The sequence below is a fragment of the Actinocatenispora sera genome (assembly GCF_018324685.1).
In the GTDB taxonomy this organism is placed as follows: domain Bacteria; phylum Actinomycetota; class Actinomycetes; order Mycobacteriales; family Micromonosporaceae; genus Actinocatenispora; species Actinocatenispora sera.
Map to the genome: position 1 here is coordinate 4990614 of NZ_AP023354.1, position 26614 is coordinate 5017227.

A 26614-nucleotide genomic window follows, 5' to 3' on the forward strand; every position below is an offset into this window, starting at 1 on the left:
CGGCGCCGACTGCGGCGACCGTACGGCCCGATCGGTCGGACCGGCTCAGTGCCGGGTGGCCGCGCCGGTCCTCGGGTCGAGGATCAGTGGCCGGGTGTCCGGCCGGTGCCGGAAGTCGAGCATCCCGGTCAGGCTGCCCGCCCGGCTGTCGAACGAGTGGTCACCGATCCGGCCGGTGTGCCAGTTGTCCTCGATGAACCGCAGTACCGAGGTCTGGTCGGTGCGGGTGTGGTCGACGTGGTTGCGCTTCGCGTACGGCGAGAGCACCAGCAGCGGCAGCCGCGGCCCGTAGCCGCACCGGTCGGCGTACCCGCCGCTCGACGGCTTCGCGGTGCATGCCGCCTGGTCCTGGGCCGAGTCGGCCGAACCGTTGAGCACCGTCGGCGCGACGTGGTCGTACCAGCCGTCGGAGTCGTCGTAGGCCAGCACCACCGCGGTCGACTTCCACTCCTTCGAGCGCTGCAGTTCGTTCAGCGTCCGGACCACGAACCGCTGTTCGTCCAGCGGATCGGAGTAGCCGGCGTGCCCGTCCTGGTACTCGGACGCCTTCAGGAAGCTGACCGCGGGTAGGTTGTCCGCCGCGAGACTCCGGTCGAAGTCGGTCAGGTCGTACTGGTGGTTGGCCTGGTCGGTGTGCCCGATCGCGCGCACCGACGACGGCGGCAGGTGCTTCGGATTCGACGTCGACTCGTAGTACTGGAACGGCTCGTGGTGCGGGCTGTAGTCGACGACCTGGGTACCGCCGATGTTGGCGTGCGTGGCGCCGCACACCGCGTACCCGTTGGCGGTGCCGGTCGGCCGGAACCCACCCTGGAACCAGCCCCAGGTCACGCCCGCCTCGTTGAGCCGGTCGCCGATGTTGTCGCCGGTCATCACCGCGAGGTTCTCGTCGGCGGTGTGGTTGTGGTCCGAGCAGTCGTCGAACGCCGGGTCCGGGTCGTTGATGACCGTGCCGACGCCGTCGGCGTCCGGCGAGGCCACCACGTAGGAGTCGGACGTCTTCTCGTGCGTCACCGGGTCGACCGCGTAGCCCCCGTGCGTCTGGCCGGAGATCAGGTTCAGCGCGCCCGGCGTGGACGGCCCGTAGGTGGTGTTGAACGAGTTGTCGCTCAACGAGTACCGCTGGGCGTAGTTCCACAGCGCGGTGACCGTGTTGCCGTCGTAGTAGTCCATCACCAGGCCCGGCTCCCCGAACAGCAGCGGCTGCCCGGTGCAGGTGTCGGTCTCGGTGTACTCGACGAACTTGTCGGCCTTCCCGCCGTCGTACGCCTTCTGCTCGGCGCCGTAGCCGTGGTTCTGGTCGCAGGTCAGTGCCTGCGATCCGGACAGCCGCTTCGGGTCGTACTGGTTCGGGTTGTTCGTCAGCAGCTCGTGCGACAGGCCGTCCACCGACGGGGTGTGCGCCGCGGCGTGGAACGGGGTGCCGTCGGTGTTCGCCGCGTGCGGGTAGGTGCCGAAGTAGTGGTCGAACGAGATGTTCTCGCCGAAGATCACCACCACGTGCTTGATCGGCGTCGCGGTGTGCACCGGACGGTGTCCGTGGCCATGGCCGTTGCCGTGGCCGGCCCAGCTGACGGACGTACCGGCGACCACGGTCACCGCGGCGAGCGCCGCCGCGGTGACCACCGCCAGCTTGGCACTGCGGGTATGGATGCGGGCTTTCACGCCCACTCGCCTCCTTGCGCGGAGCGGAAGGCCGGCCGTGTGGCCGGCGGCGACCCGGCGGTCCGGGTACCGACCGCACTCTGACGGCCGCCGGTGGCCGCCGGCCCAACGCCGGTTGGCCGGCGGGTGAAGAGGTCACCGATCCACAGTGGACTAGCTGAGCAGGGCGCTGCCGTAGTGGTCGTGGTCGTCGCGCACGCCGGGCAGGGCGAAGAAGTACCCGCCGCCGAACGGCGTGATGTAGTCGACGAGCGGCTCGTCGATCAGCCGGGTCTGCACCGCCTCGAACTGCGCGGCCAGATCCCGCTGGTAGCAGACGAACAGCTGCCCCATGTCCAGGTCGCCCACCGCGTCCACGCCCCGGTCGTAGTTGTACGGCCGGCGCAGCAGCACCGAGGACGCGGTCTTCGCCGTCCGCGGGTTCGCCCGCCGGATGTGCGAGGTGAGCGGGATCGCCGAACCGACCGGGTCCTTCGCGTACTGCGGGGCGTCGTGCTCGTGGGTGCCGTCCAGCGGTGCGCCGTTGTCGCGCCGGCGGCCGAACAGCAGCTCCTGCTCGGAGGTGGAGATCCGGTCCCAGAACTCCAGGCGCATCCGGATCAGCCGCACCACCTGGTAGCTGCCGCCCCGGGTCCAGGCCGGCTCGCCGGCTTCCCGGCCCAGCCAGACGACCTGGTCCATCCGGTGCGCGTCGGCGGCGTCCGGGTTGGCCGTACCGTCCTTGAACCCCATCAGGTTGCGCGGCGTGCCGGACGGGCGCGGCGGCGGCACGAACCCGTCCAGCTTCCACCGGATCTGCATCGCGCCGCGGGTGGCCCGGGTGACGTCGCGCAGCGCGTGGATCACGGTGTCGCGGTTCGGCGCGCAGAACTGCACGCTCAGGTCACCGTGGCACCAGGCCGGGTCCAGGTCGTCGTTGGGGAAGGTGCGCATCGGCCGCAGGTGCTTCGGGCGCCGGTCGGCCAGCCCGTACCGGTGGTCGAACAGCGAGGCGCCGACCCCGACGGTGACGGTGAGCCGGTCGGCCGGCACCTGCGGGCCGAGGATGCCGGAGTCGTCCGGCGGCGCGGTGATGCCGGGATTCGGCGGGGTACCGCCGGCGGTCAGGAACCTGGCCCGCCCGGTGATGGTGGTCAGCAACTCGGCCAGCTGCGGGCGATCGGCGGCCAGCACGTCGAACGAGACGAACGTGCTGTGCGCCGGTGCCGCGTCCACGATGCCGGCCTGGTGCGCGCCGTGGAACTCGACGTGGTCGGGCTGCGCCGGTTCGTCGGCGTGCGCGTACCGCTGGCTGCCGAGGGTGGCGCCGACGCCGGCGACCGCGCCGGCGCCGACCCCGATCGCCCCGGTCAGCAGCTGCCGGCGGGGCCAGCGGGACTCACTCATCGGCGTTCCTTCCTCGTCGCGACCCCGGCGCGGCACCCGAACGCGCGCTGCCCGTGGTCCGCTGGCTCACTGCGCCCTCCGTACCTGGGCCAGGGCGGCGATCGGGGCGAGCCGCTCCAGCGCCTCGCCGGCGGCGCCGTCGATCGCGCGGCGCTGCGCCGCGGACAGCTCGTCGACCGGCGTCCAGATGCCGTGCCGGTACTGCGCGTCCAGCAGCGTGCGCAGCTTGTGCAGCGCGGCGTCCGCCGCCGGCAGCCCGCGGAACCGTGACTTCAGCACCGGGCGCAACGCGTCGAGTACCGCGACGGTGCCGTCGACGTTGGCCCGGGCGGTGGCGAGGGTGGTGCCCGACCCCTGGTCGGCCTCGCCGGTCAGCTCGAACTGCAGGGTCATCTCCAGGATCTCGTGCGCGCGCAGCGGCAGATCGTTGGGATCGACCCGTTCGGTGCGGAACTGCGCGACAAGCTTCGTCACGTCGGCCGACAGCGCGTCGGCCGGCCTGCGCAGCGCGGGCAGCGACTCGCCGTGCCACAGCCCGTACTCGATCCGGTGGAAGCCGGTGAAACCCGGGTCGTGGACGCCCTTCGGCAGGCCGGCCGGCAGCCGGTCGATCGCGTCGGCCAGGTCGCCGAACGTGCCGTACGCCGCGCCAAGCCGCTCGTAGTCCAGGTGGGCCGGCAACCAGGCCCGCCGGGCCGCGGCCCGGTCGCCGGCGCGGACCGCGGCCGCCAGCCGGCGCACATCGCGCCGCAGGGTGGGGAACGCGTGCTGCACGGACGACCGGTAGGTGTCGACCGGGCCGCGCAGCACCTGCTCGTCGACCGGGACGATCGCCGGCGCGCCGCGCTTCGGGCCGTCGGTCACGGTGACGGTGGGGCTGGTGATGGCGTCGGTGTCCTCCGGCAGGCAGCGGAAGGCGTACCGGCCGCGGCCGAGGGTGACCTGCATCGGCCGGGTCGCGCCGGGGCCGAGGTTCTCCAGCTCGGCGTAGACGGCGCCGTTGGCCGGGTCGACCAGCTCCACCTCGGTGGTGTTGATGCCGACGTTGTGCACCCGGAACGTCTGCTCGCCGCCGTGCGGGTCGTGCCACTCGGTGGCGCAGCCGGACCGGGACACGGTCAGCGCCACCTCGCCGCGCTCGTGCCCGGTGCATCCCGCCAGGGCCAGCAGCGCCGTCGCGGCGACCACCGCCGTTCGTCGCGCGCGCCGCACCGCCACCGTCCTTCGCCGTCGTGCCCCGTCGGTGCCACAGCCTAGGGCCGCGGCCCGCGCGACTGCACCCCCGCCGCCGGGATGTTCACGGCCCGGCCACCCGCCGATCATCCGGTGACGGCGAAGCCGTCGAACCCGACCAGGCCGACCGACGGGTCGTGCGCGGTGACGAACACCGCCGCGTCCTGCTCGTCCGCCGCCCGCGGCACCGTCGCGGTGCCGACGGGCCGCCAGCTCGTACCGTCGGTGGACCAGGAGCCGGTCGCACGGGTGCCGGCGCGGGTCAGCCGCAGCCACACCGGCCCCGACGTGCCCGCGTCGGCGCGGGCCACCGACTCGACGTACCCGTCGCCGTCGGCGTCCCACATCAGCAGCAGGTTGCCGGACGGCTTCACCGCGAGTACCACGTAGCCGCCGGACGCGCCGGCGCCGGTCACGTCGTCGCGCAGCATCAGCCCGGCCCGCGCGTCCGGGCTGGTCGCCTCCTGGCTCGCCACCCGTACGGTCAGCGCCGCCGCCGGGCCGGCCGCGGCCGCACGGTAGATCGCCCCGTACTCGTCGGCGTGCGTCCACAGGTCGCTGCCGGCGGCGGCCACGGCGAGCGTGTCGCCGCGCTGCCCGAAGTACGCCTGGGTGCCGGCGAACGTGCGGTACGGCGCGGCGACCGGGGACTCGACGTACACCGTCGCCGTCGCCGCGTGACCGGCGCCGGTGGCGGTCAGGGTGGCGCGGTGCAGCGCGTCGGCGCTCTCGGGTGGGGTGGCGTGCCAACCGGCCGCGACCCCCTCCCCCGGCGGTACGGTGTCGAACCGGGTCGGTGTGGTGGCGGTGACCGCCCAGCCCGGTGCCGTCAGCGCCAGCGTCATGTCGGTCAGCGGGTCGGAGGTGGTGTTGCGCAGCGCCGCGGTGGCCGTCGCGGTGTCGCCGTGCTCGACCGCGCGGTCGGCGACGAGCGACAGCGGCCCGGCCGGGGCCGGCCAGCCGAGCAGCGCGCCGTCGGCGAGCAGCTGCGCCCGCAGCGCCGGGTAGTCCAGCTCCTGCAGCGTCGTGCCGGCGGCGATGGCCTGCACCACGGCGGTACCGGCGGCCTGACCGAGGATCATGAACACCGGTTCCATCCGTACCGAGCCGTACCCGATGTGCGACGCCGACATCGCCACCGGTACCGCGAGGTTCGTGCAGTCGGCCGCCCGCGGCACGATCGAGCGGTACGACACCGGCCACGGCCCGGGGATGTGGGTCTCCACGTTGCCCTCGTTGCGGGCGTGGCCGTCGATCACGATGCGCTGCGCGTTGTGCGCGTCCATCGTGTACGACGCGAGCCCGACCGGGTCGGGGGCGACCACCCGGCCCAGGCAGTCGTGCTCGGTGACCACGTAGTCGGAGACCATCCGCCGGCCCTCCCGCACGTACAGCTCGTGCGGCCAGCCGCCGGTGGCGGTGAACTCGTCGGCGGGCAGCCCCCAGGCGCCGACCGCGGCCCGCACGTCGGCGCTCACCCGCGGGTCGTTGGCCAGGAAGTACACCAGGCCCTGCTGGTAGCGCAGGTGCTGCTGGAAGATGCGCTCCCGCTGCCGGTAGGAGCCGGTCGGCCAACCGTCGGCGCCGCCGACGAAGTCGGTGGCCACCGCGCCGTTGTTGTTCAGGTCGGTCTTGCCGTTCGGCATCGTGCGGTTGTTGCCGAACACGTCGAACACGCCGGCGTCCAGGTAGCGCAGCAGCAGCTCGTACCGGTCCGGCCGGTAGCCGGCCGGCCTCAGCCACGGCAGCCGGTCGGCCGCCCGGGTCAGGCACAGCCGGAAGTTGTACGCCTGGACGCGCCGGTCACCGCCGCCGGTCGCGCCCGGCGTGCGGTAGGGGTCGACCGGGACCTTGAACTGGTGGTTGACCGCCACGTGGTAGCCGTCCCACGTCTCACGGTAGACCGCGTCGGCCTCCCGGCCGACCGTCCACCGCACGCCCGCTGCGGCCATCAGGTCACCCTCGTACGTGGCGTCGACGTACTGCGCGGCGGTCACCGCGAGGCCGCCCTCCAGCTCGATCGCATCGATGCGGCCGCCGTGCCGGCGGACCCGGACGAGATGCTGGTCGCGGTACACGGTGACGTGCCGCTCGACCCGCCAGTCCTCGAAGATTTGCTCGGCGACGTGCGGTTCGAAGGTGAACTGCGCGCCGCCCGCGCCGTAGTGCGCGCCGACACGCTCGTAGAACCGGCGGGCCAGGCCGCCGATCGCGGCGGAGACGCCCACGTCGGTGGCGCCCAGACCGCTCGCGGTGATGCCACCGACGTGCCGACCGAACGCCAGTAGTACCACCGATCGGCCCAGCCCGGCGGCGGTGACGGCGGCGATCACCCCGGCCGAGGTGGCCCCGTACACGCACACGTCGGCGCTCACCCGTCGCGGCCGGCCCGGTGCCGTGCGCCGGTAGTAGTACGGGCCGGGCGGCTTCGGGCCTGAGCTGGCCGGCTCCGCGGGATCCGGGCCGGACGCGGACGCGGAGCCGGGGGCGAGCAGTTCGGCGCCCAGCACGCCGGCGCCGAGCGCGCCGCCGGCCGCCAGCAGGCCCCGGCGGCGCAACCCGCCGCTCACCGCGCACCTCCCCGTACGGGGGCGGGCCCGGTCACCGCCGGCCGCGCCGTCGACGTGCGCCGAGCACCGGCCGCGGATCGCGCCACGAGAGTAGGCATGTCCGCACCCTACGGTCACGAACCGCCCGAGAACAGACATCGCTCGCAGCGTGGGACGCCGGGGCGGGGTCAGAGCGACGGGCCCAGCTCGGTGGGGTCGGCGTCGGTGGGGTCGGGTTCACTGTCGTCGGCCGACTCGTCGGTCCGGCAGCGGCGGACGATCTCGGCGAGCTGCTGCTGCCCGCTCGGCGGCGCCAGCCCCAGGTGGTACAGGTGCAGTTCGGTGGCGCCGGCCCCGAGCAGCGCGCCGGCGTGGTCCACCACCCGGGCCGGGTCGGCCGGCGGCAGCACCGTCAGGTACGCGCCGAGCGCGACCTCGTCGGGCAGCACCGACCTGGTGTGCGCCAGCGCCTCCACGCTCGCCGCCGTGGTCGGCCAGCACGCGGTGAGCACCGCGTCGACCATCGGCACCCCACCGGCCCGGTCGCCGCCGGTCCGGTCGCCGGTGGCGGCCTGGTCGGCGCCGCCGATCCGGTCATCGATGGCGGTCCGGTCAACGGTGGCGGTCCGGTCGGCGCTGGTCGCCGGATCGGTCGTAGCGGCAGCCGGGCGGACGGTGTCGGCGTCGACCGCGACGTCGGGGCTGGTCGCCCACGGGTCGGCGCGGCCGTGCAGGGTGATCCGGGCGGACGGGGCGTGCCGGTGCACCGCCGCGAGCACGTCGGCGCGCAGCGCGGCGGCGAAGTCGCGCCGGGTGGCGAGAACGATCTCCGCGATCCGGTCGCCGACCAGCTCGGCCATCGGCGCGTCGGCCCCGTACGTGCCGGCGAGCACGCCGCCGACCGCGGCGGACAGCCGTTCGGCGACCTGGTCCGGGTCCTGGCCGCGGCGGATCCAGTCGGCGGTGCAGTACCCGCAGCAGCAGACCGACAGCGCGCGCTGGGCGGCCGGCGGGAACACCCCGGCGGTCTTCTCGTGCCGCCCGTTGTGGGCGATGCCGAGCTGCCCGCACGCCTCCAGCGAGACGCCGTCGACCGGCACGCCGCGTACCGCCTCGGCGGCGAGCGTCGCCGCGTACTGCCGGACCTCGGGGTTGGCCGGGCACAGCGCGTACGGGTAGCAGTCGCCGCGATGGTTGCGGACGGCGACGTCGGGGTGTGCGGTACCGAGGTGGGTGGCGTGCGCCAGCACGATCCAGGCGGTGACCGAGATGCCGGCGGCGCGCAGCCGCACGGTGGCGGCGCCGAACGGGTCGTCGCCCGGCACCCAGTCGGCGGCGAGCGGGACGAGCCGGTGACCGGCCCAGGCGCGCTGCCGGACCGGGCGGTACAGCGCGGCCTCGCGCGCCTCGACGACCAGGTGCTCGGGGTGCAGCGGGGTGGCGGCGCGGGTGGCGTGGTAGCTCGCGGCGAGCGCGACCTCGGTGACTCCGAGGGCGCGGACCCGGGAGACGAAGGCGGGATCGCCCAGCACGTCCCACGGGTACGCGTAACCCACCACCCGCGCGGTCACCATGCGGCGACCCGTTTGCGGAACTCGGGCTGCACGGTGCGCAGGTAGCCGGCGTCGTCGCGGCGGGTGATGCCGCAGTCCAGGTACTGCCGGTGCAGCCGGGCCAGCGCCGCCTCGTCGAGCGTGACGCCCAGTCCAGGCGCGTCCGGCACCGCGACCGAACCGTCCACAATGGGCAGCGGGTTGGCCACCACGTCGTCGACCGCCCACGGGGCGTGCGTGTCGCACGGGTACGACAGCGCCGGCGCGGCGGCCGCCAGATGCACCATGGCGGCCAGACTAATGCCCAGGTGCGAGTTGGAGTGCATGGACAGGCCGATGCCGAACACGTCACACATCGCCGCCAGCCGGATCGAGGCGCGCAGCCCGCCCCAGTAGTGGTGGTCGGCGAGGATCACCTGCGCCGAGCCCAACCGTACGGCCTCGGGCAGGTGGTCGAAGGCGACCACGCACATGTTCGTGGCGAGCGGCATCGGGGCGCGCGCGGCGACCGCGGCCATCCCGTACCGGCCGGGGGTCGGGTCCTCCAGGTACTGCAGGTCACCGGCGAGTTCCCGGGCCACCCGGTGCGAGGTGGCGAGCGTCCACGCCGCGTTCGGATCCAGCCGTACCGGCAGCTCGGGCAGCGCCGCGCGCAGCGCCCGCACCGCGGCGATCTCGGCATCCGGCTCGAACACCCCGCCCTTGAGCTTGAGCGAGCGGAACCCGTACCGGTCGACCATGGCGCGCGCCTGGGCGACGATGCCGTCGGGGTCCAGCGCCGCGCCCCAGCCGTCCGGCCCGCCGCCGGGATGCCGGTCCCACTTGTAGAACAGGTACGCGGCGAACGGGATGGCGTCGCGCACCCGGCCGCCGAGCAGCGCGTGGACCGGCCGGTCGGTGCGCTGGCCGGCCAGGTCCAGCATCGCCACCTCGAACGGCGACACCACCCGGGCCAGCGACTTGCTCGGGCTGGACGCGCCGGTCAGCCCGTGCGCGTCCGGCGCCTCGGCGCCGCGCAGCTCGGCCGCGAGCCGGACGGCCATCCCGTTGGTGTCGAACAGGTCCAGCCCACGCAGCGCCGGTGCGGCGCGACGCAGCAGGCCCAGGTGCGCCGCGTCGCCGTAGGTCTCGCCCAGCCCGGTCAGCCCGGACACCGTGCGCACCTGCACGATCGAGCGCAACGCGTACGGCTGGTGCACGCCGGCGGCGTTGAGCAGCGGCGGGTCGGCGAACGCGACCGGGGTGACCACGACCTCGTCGATCCGGTCACGGGAGGCTCCGGCGGGCTCAGCCACGGCGCACCTCCGCCAGCGTGTCCCGGCCGGCCGCGACGATCGCGGCGAGGCGCTGCTCGTGCTCCGGCGACGGATCGCACAGCGGCGGTCGTACCCCGCCGACGTCCTGGCCGGACAGCCGGGCGCCGGCCTTGACCAGCGCCACCGCGTACCCGGGCGCCCGCGCGCGCAGCTCCGCGAACGGCAGGTAGAACGCGGCCAGCAGGGCGCCGGTGGTCGCCTCGTCGCCGCCGGTGACCGCGGCGTGGAAGGCGGTCGCGAGGTCCGGGACGAACGTCAGCACCGCCGAGGAGTAGGCGGCGACCCCGATCGCGGCGTACGCGGCGGCGGACAGCTCGGCGGTCGGCAGCCCGTTGAGGAACCGGAACTCCGCCGCCCGCCGGTGGCCGCTGTGCCGGATCGCGGTGACGATGCGCAGCATCGCGTCCACGTCACCGCGCCCGTCCTTGATCCCGGCCACCTCGTCGATGTCCAGCAGCGCGACCGCCGCGGCGGGGTCGAGCACCGCGTTGGCCCGCTGGTACACGATGACCGGCAGGCCACCGCCGGCGGCGACCCAGCGCACGTGCTCGACCAGGCCCGCCGGTGTCGACTCCACCAGGTACGGCGGGAGCAGCAGCGCACCGTCCGCGCCGGCCCGCCGGGCCGCGGCGAGGTTCTCCCGGGCCACCTGCGGCCCGCCGCCGACCCCGGCAAGCACCGGCACCCGGCCGGCGGTCACCGCGACCGCGGTGCGCACCACCCGCTCGTACTCGGCCGGCGACAGCGCGGTGAGCTCACCGGTACCGCAGGCCACGAACAGCGCGGCCGGACCGGCGGCGAGCTGGCGTTCCAGGTGGTCGGCCAGGCTCGGCCAGGCGACGTCGGCACGGTCGGCGGTGAACGGGGTGAGCGGGAACGAGAGCAGCCCGTCGAGTCGCATCGAACCTCCCGCGTCCACATATGTGGACAGCATCCAGTATTCAGATCGTCATTCGTGATGACGTTAGGGCCGGCCGAACGGCAGGGTCAAGGCGGCGGCCCCCACCGGTGACGAACCTCCGCCTGGTGAGCGGCCGAACCGCGGCTACTCGTCGTTCGCCCACTCGGCCCGGCGGGCGGGCAGCAGCAGGGTGAACACCGGCGGCGCCGGCCGGGTCAGCCGCAGCCGGCCGCCCTCCGCCTCGGCCAGGCTGCGGGCCAGCGGCAGCCCGATCCCGTGCCCGGACGCCGCGCCGCTGCGCCGGGCGAACAGCAACTGCTCCGACGCCGCGGTACCGGCACCCTCGTCGGCCACGTCGATCGCGAGCGCGCCGCCGGCGTTGCGGGCGGTCACGGTGACCTGCCCGGCGCCGTGCACGGTCGCGTTGTCCAGCAGGACGGACAGGATCTGGCGCACCGCGCTCGCCGACGCGGCGCAGCGCGGGATGTCCCCCTCCACCACCACCAGCAGCGACCGGCCGGTGGCGGCCAGCGTCGGCAACCGGTCCGCCCGCAGGTCGGCCAAAAGGCCGGCGACATCCAGCGGCTCGTTCGGCGGCGGGACGTCGCGGGCCAGATCGAGCAGGTCGTCGACGATGCGCTCCAACCGGTCGGCGTGCTCGATCGCGGCGATCACGTCCGGCCGCAGGTCGCCGTCCGGCTTCTCCAGCGCCATCTCCAGACCGAGTCGCAGCCCGGTCAGCGGGGTCCGCAGCTGGTGCGAGGCATCCGCGGAGAACGCCCGCTCCCGGGCGACCAGCCCACCGAGCCGGTCGGCGGTGGAGTTCAGCGACCGGGCCACCGAGTCGATCTCGGCGATGCCGATGGTGCGGGCCCGGACGCTGAAGTCGCCGTCACCCAGCCGCCGGGCCGCACCGGCGAGCCGCTGCAACGGCTCGGCCAGCCGGCCGGCCTGCCACCGGGCGAACACGGTCGCCGCGACGATGCCGACCAGGGCCAGCCCGGCCATGGTCAACCACGTCGGTACGGTGCGCCAGTAGACCTGGCTGCGCGAGGTTGAGGCACGCACCGCGCCGGCGACCCGCTCCCCCTTCTCCACCGGTACCGCCACCACCAGCTCGCCGGTGTCTTCGCCGGTGGTGACCTGGCCGCCAGTCATGGCCGAGCGCACCGCGCTGTCCGCCCGGGCCGGCCCGGCACCGTCGGTGAGGTGGCCGTCCGCGTCGTACAGGCCGAGCACGATGCCGTGTTTCGAGTGCGGAATCGACTCCGGGGTGCGCCGGGTGGCGTAGTCGGCGGTGATGTCCACCGCGGTCCGGTCGGCGACCCGCTCCATCTCGGCCCGCGCGTCGGCGACCTGCAGCTGGCCGAGCACCACCGCGAACGGGATGCCGAACAGGCCCGCGGCGAGGATCGCGGCGAGCAGCCCGACCGACAGGATGCGCTGACGCACGACCTACCTCCTGCACCCGGCCGGCGGCACACCGACCGGCCGCTCGCCGGTCAGTCCGCCTCCATCCGGTAGCCGCGGCCGCGCAGGGTGGTGATCCGCGGCGCCGCCACGCCGTTGTCCAGCTCGCTCTCGGTGTCGGCGAGCCGCCGTCGTACCGCCGCCATGTGCACGTCCAGCGTCTTCGTCGAGCCGAACCAGTTCTCGTCCCAGACATCCGACATCAACCGCTCCCGGCTGATCGCCACGCCGGGCTCGGCGGCCAGCCGGGCCAGCAGGTCGAACTCCTTGGCCCGCAGCGACACCTCCACCCCGCCGAGGGTGCAGCGCCGGGCCGAGGAGTCCACCACCAGCTCGCCGACCCGCAGCGCCTGCTGGTGCGGCGGTGCCGGGGCACCGCGGCGCAGGTGGGCCCGGATCCGGGCGAGCAGCTCGGCGAACCGGAACGGCTTCGTCAGGTAGTCGTCGGCGCCGGCCTCGAGGCCGACGACGACGTCCATCTCCTCGCGCCGCGCGGTCAGGATCACCAGCACGCACCCGGGCTGGGCGGCGCGCAGCCGCCGGCACACCTCGACCCCGTCCAGGTCCGGCAGCCCGAGATCCAGCAGCACCAGGTCGAACTCGCCGCTCGCCGCGGCACCCAGCGCGTCCCGCCCGGAGCGCACCCAGCGGACGTCGTGCCCGTGCGCCCGCAGGCCCGGCTCCAACAACCCACCGATCGTGGCGTCGTCCTCCACCACGAGCAACCGCGCCATGCTGGCCACCCTACCGGCCGGCCCCGCCTCGCTGGTCGCGGTCGACCCGGGCGGCGAACCCTCCCCGCCCATCACCGCTCCGGTCACCGGTGCAGCACCTCCTGGCGTCGTGCTCGTGTGCCGTCAACGCTAGGTGCCCGAAGGCAAGGGAACGGTTATCCGGCCGCAAGAGCCACGACGGCCACGGGATCCGGTCATCCGGCGGTGAAGCGCCGATATCGCCGCTGCGGGCGGCAATCCGGTCGCGCCCCGGCGCGGCCGGCCGTACCGTCCGGCGGGTGAGCGCCCTGACCCGACTGCCCAAGGCCGAACTGCACGTCCACCTGGAGAGCACGCTGCGCCGGGACACGCTGCTGGAGCTCGCCGCACGCAACGGGGTGCGGGTACCGGCCGACACCAGCGGGCACCGGTTCACCGGCTTCCGCGACTTCGGCGACCACGGCACCGCGGTACGGGCCTGCCTCGTCACCGCGGCCGACTTCCACCGGATGGCGGTCGAGTTCTGCGCCGACGCGCTGGCCCAGTCCATCCGGTACGCCGAGGTCACGTTCACCGCCGCCGCGCACGAGGAACGGCTGCACGCACCCGGCATGCCGCTCGCCGCGGTACTGGACGGGCTGGCCGAGGGCCGCGACCGGTACGGCGTGGTGACCCGGCTGATCCTGGACCACTCCCGCCGGCGGGGCGTCGACCGGCTGCGCCGCACCGTCACGCTGGCCCGTACCCACGCGCCGGCGGTGGCGGCGGTCGGGCTGGCCGGCGACGAGTCGTACCCGCTGGCCCCGTTCGCCGAGGTCCTCGACGAGGCGGCCGACGCCGGCGTGGCGCTGGTGCACCACGCCGGGGAGACCGCCGGGATCGCGAGCATCGCCGAGGCGGTCCGGCGCGGGCACGCGGCCCGGCTCGGTCACGGCGTCCGGATCCTGGACGACGACCCCGCGCACGCCGACCTGCTCGCCGAGGTACGCGAGCGGGGCATCGCGCTGGAGGTCTGCCCGTCGTCGAACGTCGCGTTGGGCGTCGTCGACTCGTTCGCCGCGCACCCGCTGCCGGCGCTGTGTGCGGCCGGCCTGGCCGTCACCGTCAACACCGACATCCCGGCGGTCGTCGGCACCACGCTGAGCAGCGAGTACCGGCGGATCGCGGACGCGTTCGGGTTCGCCCCGGCGCGGCTGGCCGACCTGGCGCGGGCCGGCGTCGACGCCTCCTTCGCGCCGCAGCCACTGCGCGCGACGCTGCACCGCGACATCGACGCCTGGTGTGCCGCGTACGCCCCCGCCGCGCCGCAGCCCGCCGGGTGACGCCGACGCTCCACTGTGGACCGGATGCGGTCAGCGGCGGGCGAAGGGGGCGGCGGGCGGGGCGGGGCTGTCGGTGGCGGTGGCGTCGGTGACCGGCCGGGTCCGGCCCACGAACCGGTCCAGCTGCTCGCCGGCCATCACCCGGGCCGGGAACGCCGCGCCGGCGCCGCGCCGGGTCAGCTCGGCCACCGGCAGCGGCCCGTCGGCCGCCGCGAGCACCAGGTTGCCGAACCGGCGGCCGCGCAGTACCGAGGCGTCGGAGACCAGCAGCGTCTCGGCGAACACCGCGCGCTGCGTCGCGACCTGGCCGCGGGTGAAGGCGCAGCCGGCACCGTCGGCCACGTTCTGCAGGTAGCAGCCGCCGGGACGCAGCACCCGCGCCACCGCGGTCAGGAACTCCACCGTGGTCAGCCCGACCGGGATCGCGGTGCCGGCGAAGACGTCGGCGATCACCACGTCGAAGCTGCCGGCCCGCATCGTCTCGACGGCCTCGCGGGCGTCGCCGATGCGGATCCGCGGCCGGCACTCGCGCGCCAGCGGCAGCTCCCGGCGTACCAGCTCGACCAGCGCGCCGTCGCGCTCCACCACCCGCTGGGCGGAGCGGGGCCGGGTCGCCGCGACGTAGCGCGGCAGCGTCAGGCCGCCGCCGCCCAGGTGCAGCACGCCGATCGGCGCGCCCGGCTCGGCGACCAGGTCGAGCAGGTCACCCAGCCACCGCACGTACTCGAACTCCAGCCGGGTCGGGTCGGCCAGGTCCACGTGCGACTGCGGCGCCGCATCCAGCAGCAGGGTGTACGCGTCCGGCCGGTCCGGGTCCGCCACCAGCTCCGCCGTACCGGTGTCCACCGCGGCGCGCACCACCGCGCCACCCCGCCGTCTGCCCGCCATCCGGCCAGTATCGCCACCGGTCCCGGACGGGTACCGCCGGGGCGATGCGCCGGAGCCGGTAGGTTGCAGGACCGAACCCGGACCCACCCGAAGGAGCGGTATGGCCCACCGTGCGGTCACCAGCCGCGACGCCCGCTTCCAGCAGTGGCAGGCGCTCCTGCACAACCGCACCAAACGCACCCGTGCTGGCCTGTTCCTCGTGCAGGGGGTACGCCCGATCACCCTCGCGGTCCGGCACGGCTGGCGGCTCGCCACACTGCTGCGGCCCTACGGGGGGCGGCTGTCCGGCTGGGCCGCCGACCTGGTGGCGAGCTGCCCGACGACCGAGCTGGTCGAGGTCGCCGGCGACCTGCTGGCCGAGCTGGGCGGCAAGGACGCGCCGGAACTGGTCGCGATCGCCCACCAGCGACCCGACCGGCTGGACCGGCTGCGCGCCGCACCGGACCTGCTCGCGGTGGTGTTCGACCGGGCGGCGAGCCCCGGCAACATCGGCACCCTGACCCGCTCGGCCGACGCGTTCGGCGCCGCCGGCGTGGTCGTCACCGGGCACGCGGCCGACCCGTACGAGCCGCGGGCGGTGCGGGCCTCGACCGGCTCGCTGTTCGCCGTACCGGTGGTACGGGCGGAGCGCCGGGACGTGCTCGACTGGGTCGAGCGGCTGCGGGCCGGTGGCCTGCCGGTGCGGCTGGTGGGTACCGACGAGACCGGCGCCACCGATCTTCCGGCCACCGACCTGTCCGGGCCGACCGTCCTGGTGGTGGGCAACGAGACGACCGGTCTGTCCAGCGCCTGGCGGCAGGCGTGCGATGCGATGGTACGGATCCCGATGGGCGGCTCGGCCAGCTCGCTCAACGCCGCGGTCGCCGGCAGCCTGGTGCTCTACCACGCCGCCCAGCAGCGGGCAGCGGGCTGACCCGCGCCGGTACCGCGGTGTCGCCCGACCGTGATCATCACGGTGGGCCCGGCACAACCGAGGCGGATTATGATCGATCAGGCAGTTGGGACACCACACGGCGACGCCGGATCGGCGGACGCCGACAGCCGGGGGGCAGAGGCGTGACAGGGCCGGGCCGAGCACCGGGCCAGCAACTGGTCGGGCGTGCCGTCGATGCACCCAGCACGCGGTTCGGGCGGATCGGATCCGCGCGTTGAGCGGGCAGACCGGCCGCCGGACGGCAACCGGAACCAGGGCGGGGAGCCGGGCCGAGCGGGTCGCCGCAAGCTGGGCGGCGGCGATCTGGCAGACCAGCGTGGTGCCGGTGGCCCGGGGCGCACTCGCCGACCGGCTCCGGCCACTGGTCGACCAGCTGCTCGCGGCCGAAGCGCAGCCCGACGGCGGCTACGCCGCCGGCACCGAGGTGGGCGGCCAGCTCGTCGCCGAGCACTTCACCGACCCGGAGGCGCTGGCCCGCACGCTGATCGTGCTGGACGCGGCGGTGCCGGCCGAGCAGCGCGGCGAGCTGATCGCCGGCCTGGCCGCCGGGTACACCGCGGCGCTGCGCGGCCGCACCCTGGCCGAGCAGGAGACGATCCGGCTGGCCGCGATGCAGGCGCAGGCCCGCGCGGAGCGCGCGCTGAGTGCGGCGGAGGCCCGGTTCCACGCGGTGTACGCGGACTCCGCCATGGGCATCGCGCTGACCGACCTGGACGGCCGGGTGGTGGCGGCCAACGACGCCCTGCACACGATGCTGCGCACCGCACCCGGCGGCCTCGCCGACCGTGACCTGCTCGGGCTGGTCCATCCGGACGACCGGGACAGCCTGCGGGACATGGTCTCCGACCGGCTGGCCACCGGCACCATCGGCCGGATCCGCACCGAGCGCCGGCTGGTCGCCGACGACGGCGAGCTGCTGTGGGCCATGCTCGCGGTGTCGGTGGTGCGCGACCAGGCCGGCCGGCCCACCTATCTGGTGGTGATGGGCGAGGACAACACCCGCCGCCACCACCTGGCCGACACGCTGTCCTGGCAGGCCACCCACGACACGCTGACCGGCCTGGCCAACCGCACCCTGTTCACCGAACGGCTGCAGCGGCTGTTCGCCCGGGGTACCGGTCGGCTCGGGCTCTGCTTCCTCGACCTGGACGGCTTCAAGATCATCAACGACAGCCTCGGCCACCATGTCGGGGACGAGCTGCTGCGGCACGTGGCCGACCGGATCGCCGCCGCGGCCGGGTCGGACAGCCTGGTCGCCCGGCTCGGCGGGGACGAGTTCATGGTGCTGCGGGCCGATTCGGCCGGCGAGGCGGAGCTGGTCGCGCTGGCCGACCGGATTCTCGCGGCGCTGGACGAACCGATCACCGTGGCCGGCCACGAGCTGTCGGTGTCCGCCAGCATCGGCGTGATCGAACGCGCCACCCTCGGTACCGACGCCGCCGAGCTGATGCGCGCCGCCGACATCACGCTGTACTGGGCGAAGGCGGCCGGGAAGGGCTGCTGGGCGACGTTCGACCCGGAGCGCGACGCGCAGCAGGCGGCCCGGCAGCTGCTCGCCGAGGCGCTGCCCGGCGCGCTGCGCGAGGAGCAGTTCACCCTGTCCTACCAGCCGGTCGTGGACCTCGCCGACCACCGGGTGACCGAGCTCGAGGCGCTGGTGCGCTGGCGTCACCCGCGGCTCGGAGAGCTCGGCCCGGAGGCGTTTCTGGGCATCGCCGAGGAGACCGGGCTGGTCGTGCCGCTCGGCCGGTGGGTCCTGCAGGCCGCCTGCGCGCAGGCCCGTCGCTGGATCGACCGGTACGGCTGGGCGCCGGTGGTGTCGGTCAACCTCACCGTGCGCCAGGTGTGCGCGGCCGACCTGGTCGACGACGTCCGGCAGGCGCTGGCCGCGGCCGACCTGCCCGCCGAGGCGCTGCAGCTGGAGGTGACCGAGCGCGCGCTGATCGGCGCGGAGCCGGTCGCGGCGCTGCGCACCCTGTACGAGTCGGGGGTGCGGATCGTCATCGACGACTTCGGCACCGGCTACTCCAACCTGGTGTACCTGCGGCAGGCACCGGTGCACGGCATCAAGCTGGCCCGGTCGTTCACCGAGAGCTTCAACTCGCCCAGCCATCCGGACCGGGCCGACGTGGCGATCGTGCGGGCGCTGGTGTCGCTCGCGCACACGCTGAACCTGACGGTGACCGCCGGCGGGGTCGAGACCGCCCGGCAGGAGTCCCGGCTGCGCGCGCTGGGCTGCGAGTGGGGCCAGGGCTTCCGGTACGGGCGGCCCGCCGTCGCGGCGCACATCGACCACGTGCTCGCCGCCGGCCGCACCGTGGCACCACACGGCTGACGCGCGCGGGTGCCGGGCGACGGCGCTGCCGGCCGGCCGACCTTCTATGATCGGCAGAATGGCGGAGCACGTACTGGTCCCGTGGCAGATCACCGACGGCGACGGGGGCTGGCCGACCACCCTGCGCGTCGACGTGTGGGACGGGCAGGGCACGCCGCCGGACGTCTCCGACATCTCCTTCTACGTCCTGCCGTACGCGGTGCCCAGCGCCCGCGGCCTGATCACCGCGATGCCCCGGCTGCGGGTGGTGCAGGCGCTGACCGCCGGGTACGAGCAGATCATCCCGCTGCTGCGGCCCGGCGTGACGCTGTGCAACGGGCGGGGGCTGCACGACGCCAGTACCGCCGAGCACGCGCTCGGGCTGATCCTCGCCGCCCAGCGCGACCTGCCGAGGTGGGTGGACGACCAGCGCGAGCACCGCTGGGAACCGCACTACACCCGGTCGCTGGCCGACAGCCGGGTGCTGATCCTCGGCTACGGCTCGATCGGTACCGCGCTGGAGCGCCGCCTGCTGGCCTGCGAGGCGAGCGTGGTCCGGGTGGCGCGGTCGGCCCGGCCGGAGGCGCGGGTGCACGGGGTGAGCGAGCTGCCGGCGCTGCTGCCGCACGTCGACATCGTGGTACTGGTCCTGCCGGACAACGAGTCGACCGAGCGGCTGTTCGACGCCACCGCGATGGCCGCGCTGCCGGACGGCGCGCTGGTGGTCAACGTGGGCAGGGGGCGCACCCTGGACACCGACGCGCTCGCGGCCGAGACCGGGCGGGGCCGACTGCGGGCGGCGCTGGATGTCACCGATCCGGAGCCGCTGCCGGCCGAGAATCCGCTGTGGTCGCATCCGGGTGTGCTGATCACACCGCACGTGGCCGGCGGCTCGGCGACCTTCTACCCGCGGGCGCGCCGGCTGGTCGGCGACCAGTTGCACCGGTTCGTCACCGGTGCCCCGTTGCGCAACGTCGTCCGCGAGGGCTGACCTCCGGGTACGGCGTGCACCGCCGGCCGCCGGCGCCGGAGCCGGCGGGCGTCACGGTCCGCGACGCCTGGCGCCCGGTTCGCGCTACGGTGGACCGACGGCCGCCCGCGCGGGAATGCGCGGGGGCAGGCCACCGTTGTTACCCCCGAGGGGTATCGATCCGGAAGGGGAAACCGTGCCGACCGTCGAGTTGACCAAGGACAACTTCAACAGCACGTTGGAGAGCAACGACACCGTGCTGATCGATTTCTGGGCCAGCTGGTGCGGCCCGTGCAAGATGTTCGCACCGGTGTACGAGAAGGCCGCGGAGAGCAACCCGGACCTGGTGTTCGGCAAGGTCGACACCGAGGCACAGCAGGAGCTAGCGGCCGCGTTCGACATCCGTTCGATCCCGACGCTGATGATCGTTCGGGACAAGATCGTGGTGTTCTCGCAGCCCGGCGCGCTGCCCGAGTCGGCGCTGACCGACGTCATCGACCAGGCCCGCAAGCTGGACATGGACGAGGTCCGGGCCAGCGTCGCGGACCAGCAGGCCAGCGAGACGCAGGCCTGACCTCGAGCCGGCCGACCGCCGGCCACCGCAGCCACCCTCGACGGCGCGGACCCGACTGATCGGGTCCGCGCCGTCGTCGTCTGCACCGCGACGCGCCGAACCCGCACCGGACCGGGGCGAACCGGCTACGAGTTCCGGTTCTGGGCGCCCGGAATGTTCCCCGGCGCACTTGTTCGCTGACGGTGAAACCACCCGGGGAATGAGTCGGGTCGGCTCAAGGTTGACCCGGTCGAGTACGAGGAATGGAGCCCCAACACATGGCTGACCAGACTGCTGACCGCAAGGCCGATTACGAGCTGCCCGTACTGCCGCTGTCCGACACCGTGGTCCTGCCCGGCATGGTCGTCCCGGTCACGCTGGACTCGGAGCGCCAGGCCGCGGTCGACGCCGCCCGGACGGCGACGAAGGCACCCGCCACCCCGGGTCTGCTGCTCGTCCCCCGCATCGACGGGCACTACGCCCCCATCGGCGTCGTCGCCCAGATCGTCAAGGTCGGCCGGCTGCCCGGTGGCGAACCCGCCGTAGTCGTCCGGGCGATGAGCCGGGCCCGCATCGGTACCGGCGTCAACGGCCCCGGCGCCGCGCTCTGGGTGCAGGCCGACAAGATCACCGACCCCGCGCCGAGCGCCCGCACCACCGAGCTCGCCACCGAGTACAAGTCGGTGCTGACCTCGATCCTGCAGCAGCGGGGCGCGTGGGAGGTCATCGACCGGATCGGCGCGATGAGCGACGCCGGTGAGCTCGCCGACACCGCCGGCTACACCAGCTGGCTGGACACCGAGCAGAAGCTCGACCTGCTGTCCACGGTGGACCCAGCCGACCGGCTGGAGAAGCTGCTGGAGTGGGCGAGGACCCACCTGGCCGAGTCCGAGGTCGCTGAGAAGATCCGCGACGACGTGCAGCAGAACATGGACAAGACGCAGCGGGAGTTCCTGCTGCGCCAGCAGCTCGCGGCGATCCGCAAGGAGCTGGGCGAGAACGAGCCGGACGGCGCGGACGACTACCGGTCCCGGGTCGAGGCGGCCGAGCTGCCGGAGAAGGTGCGCACCGCCGCGCTGCGCGAGGTGGGCAAGCTGGAGCGCGCCTCCGACCAGTCGCCGGAGGCCGGCTGGATCCGTACCTGGCTGGACACGGTGCTGGAGCTGCCGTGGACGACCCGCACCACCGACTCGACCGACGTACCGGCGGCGCGCGAGGTGCTCGACACCGACCACGCCGGGCTCGACGACGTCAAGGACCGCATCGTGGAGTACCTGGCGGTACGGTCGCGGCGGGCGCAGCGCGGCCTGTCGGTCGTCGGCGGTCGCGGTTCCGGCGCGGTACTCGCGCTGGTCGGACCGCCCGGGGTCGGCAAGACGTCGCTGGGCGAGTCGGTCGCGCGGGCGCTCGGGCGCAAGTTCGTCCGGGTGGCGCTCGGCGGTGTCCGGGACGAGGCGGAGATCCGCGGCCACCGGCGCACCTACGTCGGCGCGCTGCCGGGCCGCATCGTCCGGGCGATCTCCGAGGCCGGTTCGATGAACCCGGTGGTACTGCTGGACGAGGTCGACAAGGTCGGCGCGGACTACCGCGGTGACCCGGCCGCGGCGCTGCTGGAGGTGCTGGACCCGGCGCAGAACCACACGTTCACCGACCACTACCTGGAGGTCGAGCTGGACCTGTCGGACGTGCTGTTCCTGGCCACCGCCAACGTCGCCGACACCATCCCGCCGGCGCTGCTGGACCGGATGGAGCTGATCCGGCTGGACGGCTACACCGAGGACGAGAAGGTCACGATCGCGCGCGACCACCTGCTGCCCCGGCAGCTGGAGCGGGCCGCGCTGTCCGCCGACGAGGTGGCGCTGACCGACGACGCGCTGCGCCGCATCGCCGGCGAGTACACCCGGGAGCCCGGGGTGCGGCAGCTCGACCAGCTGCTCGCCCGCGCGCTGCGCAAGGTGGCCACCAAGCTCGCGACCGAGGCCGCCGAGCCGCCGCTGACGATCGGCGACGAGGACCTGCGCGAGTTCCTCGGCCGGCCCCGGTTCACGCCGGAGGCCGCGGACCGCACCGCGGCACCGGGCGTGGCCACCGGCCTCGCGGTCACCGGCGCGGGCGGCGAAGTGCTGTTCATCGAGGCGGCGCTGCTGTCCGGAGAGCCGGGCCTGACGCTGACCGGCCAGCTCGGCGACGTGATGAAGGAGTCGACCCAGATCGCCCTGTCGTACCTGCGGGCCAACGCCGACACGCTGGGCGTGCCGACCGGGCCGCTGGCCGACCACCGCGTGCACGTGCACGTACCGGCCGGCGCGGTGCCCAAGGACGGCCCGTCCGCCGGGGTCACGATGACCACCGCGCTCGCGTCGCTGCTGTCCGGACGGCCGGTCCGGTCGGAGGTCGGGATGACCGGCGAGGTGTCGCTGACCGGCCGGGTGCTGCCGATCGGCGGGGCCAAGCAGAAGCTGCTGGCCGCGCACCGGGCTGGGCTGACCGAGGTGATCCTGCCCCGGCGCAACGAGCCCGACCTGGACGACGTGCCGGCGGCGGTGCGCGACGCGCTGCGGATCCACCTGGTCGACACGGTCGACGAGGTGTTGAAGCTGGCGCTGTCGGAGCCGGTCGCGGCGCAGGCCGCCGCCTGACCCCGGGACGACCGGCGGGCGCCGATCCAGCACGGATCGGCGCCCGCCGTCGTCTCTGCCACCCGGAGCCCGGCACCCGCCGCGAGAGCGTGGTGGGCCGCGCCGGGTCAGCGGTTGCGGTGCCGGCGGTCGGCGACGGCCTCGACCAGGAACCCGACCGCCATCCCGAGCAGCCAGAAGTCCTTCGCCAGCGGTACGCCCTGCTCGGTGGGCACCGGGCTGCCCGGTTTGTGCACCCCGGGCGTCCGCAGGTACATGCCGACCAGGCCGGCGGAGAACCCGGCGAGGCCGAGCCCGGCCACCGCGGTCGGCACCACCGGGTTGAGCAGCGCGATGCCCAGCGCGATCTCCGCCTTGGACAGCAGCTTGACGAACCGCTGCGGCTCGATGCCCTTCAGGAACGGGTAGGCGCCGGCGGCCGTGCCGTGGACCGACGCGGCGGTCTGCTCGTCGGCGTTGCGTTTGCTCAGGCCGGAGTTGAGCAGGAAGCCGCCGGCGGCCATCCGGGCCGGCAGGTGCGCGAGCTTGACCGGAAGTCCCATCTGCCTTTCGTACCACCGCGGCCCGGTCGCGGACGGCCAAACGGCGTATCGCCCGACCGGGTTCCCACCGTCCACAGCGGACCGGCAAGCCCGAACGGACCAATCACGCACACCGGTTGACAGCGAACCATGTACTGCGCGAACATGCTGCAAAATCCGCATCACGGCGCAGCTGTGCGCACCAGATGCGAATGGCGACGGGAGGCCGCATGTCCCGCTGGTCCGCTCTCGGTGCCGTCGCTGCGGCGACGGTACTGCTCACCCCGCTGTTGCCGGCACTCGCCGCACCGGCGGCCGGCAGTCCCGCCGAACCGGCCGGCGCCGGCGGTACCACCACCGGGAACGCCGCTCCGGTCACCGTGCCGGCGCTGCGGTCCTGGCGCGGCGGCAGCGGGCGGTGGCGCTGGACCGACCGCAGCCGGATCGTGCTCGCGCCGGGTACCGCACCGCGGCTGCGCGACACCGCGACCACGCTGGCCGGCGAACTCGCCGAGGCGACCGGGCACCGTCCGGTCGTGGTCGGCGGGCCGGCCCGCACCGGCGACGTGGTACTCGCGCTGACGGGCGCGGACGCCACCGTCGGCGACCAGGGGTACCGGATGACGGTCGGCTCGGCGCTGCGGATCGCGGCGCCGAGCGTCACCGGCGACTTCTACGGCACCCGTACCGTGCTACAGGCGATGCGCACCAGCGCGGACCGGCGCAGCGTGCCCCGCGGAACCGCGGTCGACTCGCCGAGCGTCGGCACCCGCGGCGAGATGATCGACGTGGGCCGCAAGTACTACCCGGTCGGCTACCTGAAGCAGCAGATCCGGCAGCTCGCCTGGTACAAGGAGAACACGCTGCACCTGCACCTGTCGGACTGGCGCGGGTTCCGGCTGCGGCTGCCGCAGTACCCGGGCCTCGCCTCCGACGAGGCCTACAGCGTGGCCGACGTGCGGGAGCTGACCGCCTACGCCCGGCGCTACCACGTCACGATCATCCCGGAGATCGACCTGCCCGGGCACGCCACGGCGATCAGCGCGTACCGGCCCGACCTCGCGTTCACCTGCCCGTCGATGTCACGGCCGGACCGGTGGACCGGATCGGACACCGACGGCTGGACCCTGGATGTCACCAAGCCGGAGACGGTCGCGTTCCTGCGCGGGCTGGTGCAGGCGGTCGGTGCCCTGTTCCCCGGCCCGTACCTGAGCATCGGCGGCGACGAGCTGCCGGGCACGGCGAACCAGAACGACTGCCCGGAACTGGTCGACTACCAGCACCGGATGGGCTTCGCGTACCCGGGCGACGTGTTCGTGCACTTCATCGACCAGCTCGACGAGACGGTACGGGCGATGCACAAGTCGACGGTCGTCTGGCAGTGGTGGGACTACCAGCAAACGGTGAGCATCGTGCCGAACCACGACGTGATCGTGGACGAGTGGTTGAGCGAGCCGACCGGTCGCGCGCAGCAGGGCTACCGCACCATCGGCACCCGCGAGTCGACGCTCTACGTCAGTCCTGGGTTCGGCACCCATCCGGGCCAGTACGGCTACTTCGATCCGCGCAGCGTCTACCGCGACTACCCGTTCACCGCGGCGGACAACATCCTCGGCTACCAGATCTCGCGCTGGTCGGACAACGCCGAGGGCCAGCCGGTGTCCTGGTTCGACTTCTGGGCCCGGCGGCCGCTCGCCGTGGTCGCCGACCGCACCTGGGCCGCGCCGACCGGCGGCGACGTGCGCGCCTTCTTCGACCGGTACGACCGGGTCGGGGACGCCGACGTGACCCGCACCGACCTGGCCGCGAACCCGGGCATGCTGTCGTCGGGCGGGTGGCAGGCGAGCGCGACGAGCGCGGAGACCGGCGCCGAGGACGGGGGCGCGGCCAACGCCGTGGACAACGACCCGTACACCATCTGGCACTCCGACTACAGCGACGGCACGCCGAGCCTGCCCCAGCGGTTGACGATCGACACCGGTGCGGCGCAACCGATCTCCGGGTTCCGGTACCTGCCCCGGCAGGACGGCGGGGTCAACGGCCGGGTCGCCGGCTACCGGCTGCTCACCTCGACCGACGGCACCCACTGGACGGTGGCGAGCAGCGGTACGTTGCCGGACTCGCCGACCGAGACCGTGGTGTCGTTCGCGCCGACCACCGCCCGCTACGTGGCCCTGGACGTGCAGTCCGAACACGGGCCGAACGACCGGTACGCCTCGGTCGCCGAGCTGGACCTGGTCCGCGGCTGACCGGTCGGCGCCTCGCCCGCCGGCGACGGTGTGCGACCGGTCACCGGCGGGAGTACCGGGCTTCCCAAACGCCTCTGTTGGTCCGACGGAGACGTTCGGGAGGGGATGCACGATGCGCAGAAGGACGATGCTCGGGCTGGCGGCGGCCGTCGGTGCGGCGGCGGCGACCCCGGCACTGCTGAGCGCCGGCGCGGCGGAGGCGGCGCACCGACCGGTGCGGGAGCAGTACGGATCGGTGGGCGGGGGCCAGCATCCGGTGCACGTCCTGCGGGTCGGCGCGCCTGCCGCCCGCCAGGTGCTGGTGCTGGTGGCCGGGCAGTTCGGGGCGGCCGGCAGCCTGCGCGTGCTGGCCCGGGAGCTGGCCGGCCGGCTGCCCGGTACCCAGGTGTGGGCGGTCGACCGCCGGGAGACGAACCTCGCCGACCTGTCCGAGCTGCGCGGCGGCGACCCGGACCGGGCCGCGGACCGGTACCTGAACGGCCGGTACCGGTCGGTGCGGCCGGCGAGCGCGCCGTACGTCGCCGAGTGGGGCCTGGCCACCGCGCTGTGCGACCTGCGGCGGGTGGTGCGCGCCGCCGGCACCGGCGGCCGGCGGGTCGTGCTCGGCGGCCATTCCTGGGGCGCCACCACGGCACTGGCCTACGCGGCGTGGGACTTCGCCGGCCAGCCCGGGCACCGCCACCTCGCGGGGCTGGTGCTGATCGACGGCGGGGTGCACGACGCGTTCGCCGGCGAGGGCGACGTGTACCGGGTGACGCCGGAGCAGGCCCGGGCCGGGCTCGCCGACATCGCCGCCGGCGCCGTGTTCGACCCGTCGCTGACGCTGGGCCGCACCGAAACCTACGCGATCCTGCAGGTACTCGCCGGCCGGTACGCGCTCGCCGCACCGGACGCGCCGTCCACCCTGGCCGAGCGGCTGCCGGTACCGCTGCGGCCGCCGGGGCCGGTCAGCAACACCGGGCTGCTGCGGTCGGAGTACGTCGACGCGCCGCTGGTGCCGGATCTGAGCGTGAACCCGGCGTACACGTCGATCGAGACGGTGGCGGGCACCCTGGCGGTGGTGCGGCCCGGCGCGTTCGAGTGGTACTGGCCGCAGCGGTTGACGCTCGACCTGTCCGCGGCGGATCCGTTCGCGCGCACCGCGACGACCGAGCTGCTCGGCCTGCGGCTGTGGCACCCGACGACGATCGACGTGCCGCTCTACTCGTTCCAGAGCGGGCTCACCCACGGCACCGCGAACGCGGCGGCCCGCTGGGTCGTCGCGCACTCCCGGATCCCGTCGGCCAGCTACGACGGGGACGAGGCGATGACCCACCTGGACGCACTGTGGGCCGGCCGCAACCCGATGCTTGACACCCTCGTCCCGTTCCTGCGCCGGCTCGAGCACTGACCGGCAGCGGGGCGAGCGCCCACCGTCCGCCGAGGGCGCGGTGGAGAT

The 26614-nt window shown here is 74.4% G+C and carries 19 protein-coding genes; 8 read left to right on the plus strand and 11 right to left on the minus strand.

What is annotated here, in order from left to right:
* Positions 1 to 45: 45 nt before the first annotated feature.
* From Asera_RS23705 to Asera_RS23745, 9 genes are all read right to left on the minus strand, one after another.
* The gene (locus Asera_RS23705; RefSeq protein WP_244844001.1) at positions 46 to 1665 is read right to left on the minus strand and encodes a phospholipase C; all 1620 of its coding nucleotides are present in this window, start codon (positions 1663 to 1665) and stop codon (positions 46 to 48) included.
* A gap of 153 nt (positions 1666 to 1818) precedes the next feature.
* Positions 1819 to 3051, minus strand: coding sequence for an iron uptake transporter deferrochelatase/peroxidase subunit (gene efeB, locus Asera_RS23710; protein ID WP_030447408.1), 1233 nt, complete (start codon positions 3049 to 3051; stop codon positions 1819 to 1821).
* 66 nt (positions 3052 to 3117) lie between these two features.
* Entirely contained in the window at positions 3118 to 4263 is a 1146-nt protein-coding gene (locus tag Asera_RS23715; protein ID WP_169745866.1) for an EfeM/EfeO family lipoprotein, read from the minus strand.
* A 107-nt stretch (positions 4264 to 4370) separates the two neighbouring features.
* Positions 4371 to 6854, minus strand: a complete 2484-nt coding sequence (locus tag Asera_RS23720; protein WP_211255640.1) for an FAD-dependent oxidoreductase — start codon at positions 6852 to 6854, stop codon at positions 4371 to 4373.
* Positions 6855 to 7021: 167 nt separating this feature from the next.
* Positions 7022 to 8407: a hypothetical protein gene (locus Asera_RS23725; RefSeq protein WP_051802516.1), complete on the minus strand. Its 1386-nt coding sequence runs from the start codon at positions 8405 to 8407 to the stop codon at positions 7022 to 7024.
* Positions 8401 to 9681, minus strand: coding sequence for an enolase C-terminal domain-like protein (locus tag Asera_RS23730; protein WP_030447412.1), 1281 nt, complete (start codon positions 9679 to 9681; stop codon positions 8401 to 8403). The genes Asera_RS23725 and Asera_RS23730 overlap by 7 nt, the downstream gene beginning before the upstream one ends.
* On the minus strand, positions 9674 to 10603 hold the full coding sequence (locus Asera_RS23735) for a 5-dehydro-4-deoxyglucarate dehydratase (protein ID WP_030447413.1): 930 nt from the start codon (positions 10601 to 10603) through the stop codon (positions 9674 to 9676). Before Asera_RS23735 ends, Asera_RS23730 begins: the two co-directional genes overlap by 8 nt.
* A gap of 144 nt (positions 10604 to 10747) precedes the next feature.
* Complete coding sequence (locus Asera_RS23740) at positions 10748 to 12055, minus strand: sensor histidine kinase (RefSeq protein WP_030447414.1); 1308 nt, start codon at positions 12053 to 12055, stop codon at positions 10748 to 10750.
* Between the two features lie 50 nt (positions 12056 to 12105).
* Positions 12106 to 12807, minus strand: a complete 702-nt coding sequence (locus Asera_RS23745) for a response regulator transcription factor (protein WP_030447415.1) — start codon at positions 12805 to 12807, stop codon at positions 12106 to 12108.
* Positions 12808 to 13085: 278 nt separating this feature from the next.
* Between Asera_RS23745 and add the strand changes: the two genes are divergently transcribed.
* Complete coding sequence (add, locus tag Asera_RS23750) at positions 13086 to 14108, plus strand: adenosine deaminase (protein ID WP_030447416.1); 1023 nt, start codon at positions 13086 to 13088, stop codon at positions 14106 to 14108.
* Between the two features lie 30 nt (positions 14109 to 14138).
* Here add and Asera_RS23755 read toward each other — a convergent pair whose 3' ends face one another.
* Positions 14139 to 14996, minus strand: coding sequence for a spermidine synthase (locus Asera_RS23755; RefSeq protein WP_030447417.1), 858 nt, complete (start codon positions 14994 to 14996; stop codon positions 14139 to 14141).
* A gap of 100 nt (positions 14997 to 15096) precedes the next feature.
* Between Asera_RS23755 and Asera_RS23760 the strand changes: the two genes are divergently transcribed.
* The 5 genes from Asera_RS23760 (at position 15097) to lon (ending at position 22406) form a co-directional block, all read left to right on the plus strand.
* A complete protein-coding gene (locus tag Asera_RS23760; RefSeq protein ID WP_030447418.1) occupies positions 15097 to 15909 on the plus strand; it encodes a TrmH family RNA methyltransferase in 813 nt (270 codons plus the stop codon).
* A 235-nt stretch (positions 15910 to 16144) separates the two neighbouring features.
* Positions 16145 to 18265 carry a putative bifunctional diguanylate cyclase/phosphodiesterase gene (locus Asera_RS23765; RefSeq protein WP_051802517.1) on the plus strand — a complete coding sequence of 707 codons (2121 nt, stop codon included), beginning with the start codon at positions 16145 to 16147 and terminating at the stop codon, positions 18263 to 18265.
* A 58-nt stretch (positions 18266 to 18323) separates the two neighbouring features.
* Positions 18324 to 19235: a 2-hydroxyacid dehydrogenase gene (locus Asera_RS23770; RefSeq protein WP_030447420.1), complete on the plus strand. Its 912-nt coding sequence runs from the start codon at positions 18324 to 18326 to the stop codon at positions 19233 to 19235.
* Between the two features lie 175 nt (positions 19236 to 19410).
* Complete coding sequence (gene trxA, locus Asera_RS23775; RefSeq protein WP_030447421.1) at positions 19411 to 19788, plus strand: thioredoxin; 378 nt, start codon at positions 19411 to 19413, stop codon at positions 19786 to 19788.
* Positions 19789 to 20045: 257 nt separating this feature from the next.
* Entirely contained in the window at positions 20046 to 22406 is a 2361-nt protein-coding gene (gene lon / locus Asera_RS23780) for an endopeptidase La (protein WP_051802518.1), read from the plus strand.
* Between the two features lie 107 nt (positions 22407 to 22513).
* On the opposite strand, the gene Asera_RS23785 is transcribed toward lon, so the two are convergent.
* The gene (locus Asera_RS23785) at positions 22514 to 22948 is read right to left on the minus strand and encodes a hypothetical protein (protein ID WP_212804716.1); all 435 of its coding nucleotides are present in this window, start codon (positions 22946 to 22948) and stop codon (positions 22514 to 22516) included.
* 209 nt (positions 22949 to 23157) lie between these two features.
* Here Asera_RS23785 and Asera_RS23790 point away from each other — a divergent pair, with 209 nt between their 5' ends.
* Together Asera_RS23790 and Asera_RS23795 are read left to right on the plus strand one after the other, a co-directional pair.
* A complete protein-coding gene (locus Asera_RS23790; RefSeq protein ID WP_035297354.1) occupies positions 23158 to 25176 on the plus strand; it encodes a family 20 glycosylhydrolase in 2019 nt (672 codons plus the stop codon).
* A 112-nt stretch (positions 25177 to 25288) separates the two neighbouring features.
* On the plus strand, positions 25289 to 26566 hold the full coding sequence (locus Asera_RS23795) for an alpha/beta fold hydrolase (RefSeq protein WP_211255641.1): 1278 nt from the start codon (positions 25289 to 25291) through the stop codon (positions 26564 to 26566).
* Positions 26567 to 26614 lie beyond the last annotated feature (48 nt).

Coding starts and splice junctions, on each gene's coding strand:
- efeB (WP_030447408.1), bottom strand. CDS start 3,051: ATGAGTGAGTCCCGCTGGCCCCGCCGGCAGCTGCTGACCGGGGCGATC.
- Asera_RS23725 (WP_051802516.1), bottom strand. CDS start 8,407: ATGGTGACCGCGCGGGTGGTGGGTTACGCGTACCCGTGGGACGTGCTG.
- Asera_RS23735 (WP_030447413.1), bottom strand. CDS start 10,603: ATGCGACTCGACGGGCTGCTCTCGTTCCCGCTCACCCCGTTCACCGCC.
- Asera_RS23745 (WP_030447415.1), bottom strand. CDS start 12,807: ATGGCGCGGTTGCTCGTGGTGGAGGACGACGCCACGATCGGTGGGTTG.
- Asera_RS23755 (WP_030447417.1), bottom strand. CDS start 14,996: ATGGCGGGCAGACGGCGGGGTGGCGCGGTGGTGCGCGCCGCGGTGGAC.
- Asera_RS23760 (WP_030447418.1), top strand. CDS start 15,097: ATGGCCCACCGTGCGGTCACCAGCCGCGACGCCCGCTTCCAGCAGTGG.
- Asera_RS23770 (WP_030447420.1), top strand. CDS start 18,324: ATGGCGGAGCACGTACTGGTCCCGTGGCAGATCACCGACGGCGACGGG.
- lon (WP_051802518.1), top strand. CDS start 20,046: ATGGCTGACCAGACTGCTGACCGCAAGGCCGATTACGAGCTGCCCGTA.
- Asera_RS23785 (WP_212804716.1), bottom strand. CDS start 22,948: ATGGGACTTCCGGTCAAGCTCGCGCACCTGCCGGCCCGGATGGCCGCC.
- Asera_RS23790 (WP_035297354.1), top strand. CDS start 23,158: ATGTCCCGCTGGTCCGCTCTCGGTGCCGTCGCTGCGGCGACGGTACTG.
- Asera_RS23795 (WP_211255641.1), top strand. CDS start 25,289: ATGCGCAGAAGGACGATGCTCGGGCTGGCGGCGGCCGTCGGTGCGGCG.